This is a genomic window from Cognatishimia sp. (assembly GCF_964229375.1).
Lineage (GTDB): Bacteria > Pseudomonadota > Alphaproteobacteria > Rhodobacterales > Rhodobacteraceae > Cognatishimia.
Genome location: NZ_CAXREH010000124.1, coordinates 1 through 4,920, shown reverse-complemented (window position 1 = coordinate 4,920; position 4,920 = coordinate 1). Strand labels below are relative to the sequence as shown.

7 protein-coding genes are annotated in these 4,920 nt (G+C 57.3%); 2 read left to right on the top strand and 5 right to left on the bottom strand.

Annotation, left to right across the window (positions count from 1 at the left end; translation table 11 throughout):
- The first annotated feature begins 6 nt into the window (after nucleotides 1-6).
- Entirely contained in the window at nucleotides 7-171 is a 165-nt protein-coding gene (locus ACEQWH_RS09595) for a YdcH family protein (protein WP_370230161.1), read from the top strand.
- A gap of 43 nt (nucleotides 172-214) precedes the next feature.
- Here the strand turns inward: ACEQWH_RS09595 and ACEQWH_RS09590 are convergent, their stop codons facing one another.
- Both ACEQWH_RS09590 and ACEQWH_RS09585 read right to left on the bottom strand, forming a co-directional pair.
- Nucleotides 215-1,072 carry a DMT family transporter gene (locus ACEQWH_RS09590; RefSeq protein ID WP_370230159.1) on the bottom strand — a complete coding sequence of 286 codons (858 nt, stop codon included), beginning with the start codon at nucleotides 1,070-1,072 and terminating at the stop codon, nucleotides 215-217.
- The gene (locus ACEQWH_RS09585) at nucleotides 1,073-2,011 is read right to left on the bottom strand and encodes a transcriptional regulator GcvA (RefSeq protein WP_370230157.1); all 939 of its coding nucleotides are present in this window, start codon (nucleotides 2,009-2,011) and stop codon (nucleotides 1,073-1,075) included.
- Nucleotides 2,012-2,131: 120 nt separating this feature from the next.
- Here ACEQWH_RS09585 and ACEQWH_RS09580 point away from each other — a divergent pair, with 120 nt between their 5' ends.
- Entirely contained in the window at nucleotides 2,132-2,293 is a 162-nt protein-coding gene (locus ACEQWH_RS09580; protein WP_370230156.1) for a hypothetical protein, read from the top strand.
- Between the two features lie 78 nt (nucleotides 2,294-2,371).
- Here ACEQWH_RS09580 and phbB read toward each other — a convergent pair whose 3' ends face one another.
- The 3 genes from phbB to ACEQWH_RS09565 form a co-directional block, all read right to left on the bottom strand.
- Nucleotides 2,372-3,094: an acetoacetyl-CoA reductase gene (phbB, locus tag ACEQWH_RS09575; RefSeq protein WP_370230154.1), complete on the bottom strand. Its 723-nt coding sequence runs from the start codon at nucleotides 3,092-3,094 to the stop codon at nucleotides 2,372-2,374.
- Between the two features lie 186 nt (nucleotides 3,095-3,280).
- Entirely contained in the window at nucleotides 3,281-4,459 is a 1,179-nt protein-coding gene (locus ACEQWH_RS09570) for an acetyl-CoA C-acetyltransferase (protein ID WP_370230152.1), read from the bottom strand.
- 155 nt (nucleotides 4,460-4,614) lie between these two features.
- On the bottom strand, nucleotides 4,615-4,920 hold a 306-nt coding region (locus tag ACEQWH_RS09565), incomplete at its 5' end, for an EAL domain-containing protein (RefSeq protein WP_370230151.1).

The window sequence follows — 4,920 nt, the reverse complement described above, 5'->3', positions numbered from 1 at the left end:
GCTGCCATGAGTGTGAGCTCGCATTTGGAACAACTGAAACGGAAACACGAAACCCTCTCCCAACAGGTCGAAGAAGAGCAACGTGCCCCAGGTTCCAGCGACTTTTCTATCGCGGAAATGAAGAAACAAAAACTTAAGCTAAAAGAAGAAATTAACCGGCTTAGTTCGTAAGCCACTCTTCCCAACGGGCGTCCGGCCCTCGGGATCCGGGCGTCTACGCGTTTGCGCGGGCGGCCACCACAGCGCCTCCTGTGATTAAAAGTGCTGCGGCCGCTAAGGGCCAACTGGCGTCTGCGACGCCTGCAAGAATCAGAACAAGTGTCGACAAAAGCGGTGCCGCGTAAGAGCTGGTACCCAAAAGCTGAATGTCGCCCTGTTTGACCCCAATATCCCAGACATAAAAGGCCGCACCAACCGGGCCAAGCCCAAGGGCGAGAACAGACAACCAGCCGATTTGCGTTTGTGGCCACTGCGTTGTCTCAAGCGTCAGGTGCAGCGCCATCGACAGCACAGCGCTGGCCAGACAGAAAACCGCGACCGATGCGGTTGGCACGTCGCCCAGTTTGCGTGACAGTACAGAATAGCTGGACCACGTCAGCGCACAGGCGATCGCAAGGGCAAACCCCGGTAGGTTGTCTGCGGAAAAATCTGCGCCGCCCCCTAGGATAATCAATGCGGCGCCCGCAAATCCCAAGAGACCTCCGGCAAGGTGGCCACGCCGCAAAGTCTCGCCCGGCAGCAGGCCTGAAAACAGCACGATCAACAGGGGCCAAAGATAGGCGATCAGACCGGCTTCGGCGGCGGGGGCAAGGCGCAGGGCGCTGAAATAAAGCGCGTGATAGCCAAAGATGCCAACAGTACCAAAGACATAGACTTTCCAGCTGATCACCCGAAGCTGCTGAAGACCGCCGCTAAAATGGGTCCAGATCAGACCGATTGTGCCGCCAATCCCGAAACAGATGGCATTCAGTTGGAGCGGCGGGACAGGGGCAGAACCAACGGTAAACAGGGCCAGAAAGCTCCAGAGAAGCACGGCTGTAAATCCGATCGCTGTGGCGCGTTTACGTGTCATTCAAAGATCCGTCACAGGGGTGATTTGCATATCGCCCCATATATGCGCCGTCTTTTCGATTTCGGCGAGATACCAATCGCGGAAATCGCGCACCTGCGGGCGTTTTTCCGACCCTGGCAGGCACAGAAAGCGGAACCGGGCATCCGTTTCGATGGCTTGCTTGAACGGCACCACAAGGCGGCCGTCCAGCACATCTTTGATCATCAAGGGACGTCGGCCAAGCACGACCCCGACGCCGGAACAGGCCGCTTCGATAGCGTGGTCCGCATTGGAGAAGCTGATTATGCTGCTGGGCTTATGGGTCACACCTGCGGATTTGAACCAGTTTTCCCAGTTGCACGGCGGTGACAGGAATTCGATTGAACTGTCTTCGATGAGGGGCGCGTCCTTCAGGCTTTCGGGAGTCGGGAACTGCTCGGCCATGGCGGGCGTCATGGCAGGCGACATCCACTCCTTGCGTGCAGGCACAGAATAGAAGCCGTCGTCATTGTCATATCCAAACCGCAGGGCGACATCGACTTGATCCCGGCGTAAATCGATGCGTTTCAACGTGGCGGAAATGCGCAGGTCGATTTCGGGATGCCCACGGGCAAAATCCAAGAGCCTTGGGGCCAACCACTTTGCCGTCAACGCCGGGCCCGCTGACACGGTGAGGGTTGTATCATCCGTCAGTCGCCGCGTTGCCGTCCAAGCCGCGATCAGCGCTTGAAACCCGTCGCTGGTGCCCGGCGCCAGTGTTTTTCCTGCGGCGGTCAATTCCACCGCGCGGTTCAGGCGAATGAACAGCGGCTGGCCTAGATGCTCTTCAAGCGATTTGATCTGAAAAGACAGGGCCGCAGGGGTTACGTTCAATTCGTCGGCGGCCTTTGCAAAAGACAAGTGGCGGGCGGCGGCCTCGAAGGCGCGCAGGGCAGTCAAAGGGGGAAGTCTGTCACTCATGTCAGTTAAGTAAAACTAAATTGAAGCTGCGATAAGTCTCGTTTGTCAACTTATCTTCTAAAGCACATATTGGGGTCAGTTCAATATTGCTTAGCTAACTCAAGCCCAAAGGAGGCCAGAATGATCGAGACCGCAACAACGAACCGCCAGCGTAAGGCCTTTGACGCCGCCCATGCCGCACGGGGGGCTGCCCTTCGGGATGGGCTGCGCTGGATACTGTCGCAATTTCACGTGCCGCTGCGTTTTGAGGGTGTCAGAACACTTACGGCACCGTCCCGCTGACCTTGATATGACAAGGACTTACGAGACGAAAAAGGGCTGGTCGATGACCAGCCCTTACGTTTTTTCGGGTGTCGGTGGTTAGACGAAGAACTGCGCACCGTTGGCAGAAATCGTCGAACCGTTCACAAAGCCCGACTCGTCCGAGGCCAGGAATGCCACGCAGCGCGCGATTTCTTCTGGCTCGCCCAGTCGACCTGCCGGAATTTGCGAAATGATCGACTCGCGGACTTTTTCTGGCACGGCCATCACCATTTCCGTCGCGATATAGCCCGGGCAAACCGCGTTCGCGGTGATGCCGGCGCGCGCGCCTTCCTGCGCCAGAGACTTTACGATGCCCAGATCGCCCGCTTTTGTCGCGGCATAGTTCACTTGCGCGAACTGGCCTTTCTGACCGTTGATCGAAGAAATCACGATGACGCGGCCGAATTTACGCTCGCGCATGCCTGGCCACACTGGGTGAACCGTGTTGAAGACGCCAGTCAGGTTGGTGTTGACGACGTCGTTCCACATGTCTGGTGTCATCTTGTGAAAAGGCGCGTCCCGCGTGATGCCTGCATTGGCGACGACGATGTCGATGGGGCCCAGATCGGCTTCGACCTGTGCGATCCCTGCGGCAGAGGCTTCGTAGTTCCCCACGTCCCACTTGTATGTCTTGATACCTGTTTCCGCGGTGAAGGCCGCGGCCTTTTCGTCGTTGCCCGCATATGTCGCAGCAACTGTGCAGCCTTGTGCTTGCAGCGCCTTAGAGATTGCTTCTCCGATGCCGCGTGAGCCACCAGTAACCAGTGCAACTCGTCCCATTTTCGTTCTCCAGTCTTAGATCCGTTTGGTAATACTGTTATAATTTGCGCAGAGTACGTGCAATATTGTTTCGCGGTGAATTTTTAGAATTATAGAGCTTTTTACTCATAACCTGCGACGTACTCGTAACAAAAAAGGCGCCCCAACCCTTGGGACGCCTTATATTTCATCAGAAACGCATGTTCCTTAATCGCGCTCAACACAGAGCGCGACGCCCATGCCGCCACCGATACACAGGGTGGCCAACCCTTTCTTGGCATCGCGGCGTTTCATTTCAAACAGCAGCGTGTTCAAGACGCGGCAGCCTGATGCGCCGATTGGGTGGCCAATTGCGATCGCGCCGCCGTTGACGTTAACGATTGCAGGATCCCAGCCCATGTCCTTGTTGACGGCGCAGGCCTGTGCGGCGAAGGCTTCGTTTGCTTCGATCAGGTCCAGATCGGCCACGGACCAACCAGCTTTGTCCAGCGCTTTGCGGGACGCATAGATCGGGCCGACGCCCATGACGGATGGGTCAAGACCGGCGGTCGCATAGGATGCGATGCGTGCCAGTGGCTCGATGCCGCGCTTTTCGGCTTCGGCTGCGGACATCATCAATGCTGCAGCTGCACCATCGTTGATGCCAGAGGCGTTGCCTGCGGTGACAGAGCCGCCATCGCGAACAAAGGCCGGACGCAGTTTCTGCATGTTTTCGATGGTCGCGCCATGGCGGATGTATTCATCCTTGTCGACGATGATGTCGCCCTTGCGGGTTTTCACAGTGAAAGGCGTGATTTCGTCGTCGAACTTGCCAGCCTTTTGCGCAGCTTCGGCTTTGTTCTGAGATGCGAGGGCGAATTCGTCCTGCATATCGCGCGAGATCTGCCATTGCTCGGCCACGTTCTCAGCGGTCTGACCCATGTGGTAGCCATTGAAGGCATCCCAAAGGCCGTCGCGGATCATCGAGTCGATGTATTTCATGTCGCCCATTTTGTGACCTGCACGCAGGTGCGCCACATGGGGGGACAGTGTCATATTTTCTTGGCCACCGGCTGCAACGATCGACGCGTCGCCCAGTTGGATATGCTGTGCGGCAAGCGCGACGGCACGAAGGCCCGAGCCACAGACCTGGTTGATGCCCCAGGCAGAGCTTTCTTTCGGAAGACCCGCGTTGATGTGCGCCTGACGTGCTGGGTTCTGGCCCTGACCGGCTGTCAGAACCTGACCAAGAATGGTTTCAGACACTTCTTCTTTGGCGACGCCCGCGCGTTCAACGACGGCTTCGAGGACAGTCGCGCCCAAGTCATGTGCGGCGGTGTTGGCAAAAGACCCACCGAAGGACCCGACAGCGGTGCGGGCGGCGGACGCGATTACGACATTCGTCATGTGATCTCCCTCAAATGCATTCGTCGTTACGGCTGCATGTCATCGATTGTATGGGGTCGATTATGCAGCGCTGCAGCAATTGATTAGCGGATTTGCCGCATTGCGGCAAGCTTCGCGATTTTGGAGGGCGGTTTGGGCGCAATAGGATGGCCGATTTACGCGACAGCCGACTTGCGCACCGGATCCCAAGGTGGCGAGATCGTGGGGGCGCCGATGGCATAGCCTTGCAGGAACGTGAATCCAAGTTTCGCCATGACATGCGCCTCTTGTCGGGTCTCGACCTTGGTGGCGACGCTGCGCATATCCAGACGCGCGGCAATTTGTGCAATCGCGCCCGCCAAGACCTGATTTTCAGAGTCCTGATGGATCTTGGTTGTAAAGCCGCCATCCACTTTGATGACGTCAAAGAACATGTCTTTCAGCAGCTTATAAGACGTCGGCCCAGAGCCATAGTCATCCAG

Bases quoted from the DNA above. Each gene is read 5' to 3' on its own strand.
- ACEQWH_RS09595 (WP_370230161.1), top strand. From the start codon at position 7: ATGAGTGTGAGCTCGCATTTGGAACAACTGAAACGGAAACACGAAACC.
- ACEQWH_RS09590 (WP_370230159.1), bottom strand. From the start codon at position 1,072: ATGACACGTAAACGCGCCACAGCGATCGGATTTACAGCCGTGCTTCTC.
- ACEQWH_RS09585 (WP_370230157.1), bottom strand. From the start codon at position 2,011: ATGAGTGACAGACTTCCCCCTTTGACTGCCCTGCGCGCCTTCGAGGCC.
- ACEQWH_RS09580 (WP_370230156.1), top strand. From the start codon at position 2,132: ATGATCGAGACCGCAACAACGAACCGCCAGCGTAAGGCCTTTGACGCC.
- phbB (WP_370230154.1), bottom strand. From the start codon at position 3,094: ATGGGACGAGTTGCACTGGTTACTGGTGGCTCACGCGGCATCGGAGAA.
- ACEQWH_RS09570 (WP_370230152.1), bottom strand. From the start codon at position 4,459: ATGACGAATGTCGTAATCGCGTCCGCCGCCCGCACCGCTGTCGGGTCC.